Source organism: Burkholderia sp. Se-20373 (assembly GCF_017104705.1).
In the GTDB taxonomy this organism is placed as follows: domain Bacteria; phylum Pseudomonadota; class Gammaproteobacteria; order Burkholderiales; family Burkholderiaceae; genus Burkholderia.
This window is the reverse complement of record NZ_JAAGPH010000378.1, coordinates 1-812: the sequence shown is the minus strand read 5'-3', so window position 1 is coordinate 812 and position 812 is coordinate 1. Positions and strand designations below refer to the sequence as shown.

The following is an 812-nucleotide window of genomic DNA, read 5'->3' as shown; positions in this document are numbered from 1 at the left end:
ACGCGCCACGATCGCGCGGCGATCCTGCGCCGTGCGGCCGATATCGTGCGTTCGCGCACCGCAGAGATTGCAGCGCTGATCACGGCCGAGGCCGGCTTGTGCATCAAGGATTCGACGTACGAAGCAGGCCGCGTGGCCGACGTGCTGACGTTCGGCGCCGGTGAAGTGCTGAAGGACGACGGGCAGATCTTCTCGTGCGACCTGACCCCGCACGGCAAGAAACGTCGCGTGTACACGCAGCGCGACCCGCTGCTCGGCGTGATTTCGGCGATCACGCCGTTCAATCACCCGATGAACCAGGTCGCGCACAAGATCGTGCCGTCGGTCGCGACCAACAACCGGATCGTGGTGAAGCCGTCGGAGAAGGTGCCGCTGTCGTGCTATCTCTTCGCGGACATCCTGTACGAAGCCGGTTTGCCGCCGCAGATGCTGCAAGTCATCACCGGCGACCCGAAGGAGATTGCCGACGAGCTGATCACGAACCCGGCGATCGATCTCATTACGTTCACGGGCGGTGTGTCGATCGGCAAATCGATCGCGTCGCGGATGGGCTACCGGCGCGCGGTGCTCGAACTCGGCGGCAACGATCCGATCATCGTGATGGAAGACGCCGATCTCGACGAAGCGAGCACGCTCGCGGTGTCGGGCTCGTACAAGAACTCGGGCCAGCGCTGCACCGCGATCAAGCGGATGCTCGTGCACGAGTCGGTGGCCGATCGTTTTACGGAGCTGGTGGTCGAGAAAACCAGCGCGTGGTCGTACGGCAATCCGGCCGATCCGTCGGTCGACATGGGCACGGTGATCGACGAGGC

Annotated in this window: 1 protein-coding gene; it reads left to right on the top strand. The window is 64.2% G+C overall.

What is annotated here, in order from left to right:
* Nucleotides 1-812: aldehyde dehydrogenase family protein (locus tag G3N96_RS38855; RefSeq protein WP_206140506.1), on the top strand; the 812-nt coding region annotated here is incomplete at both ends.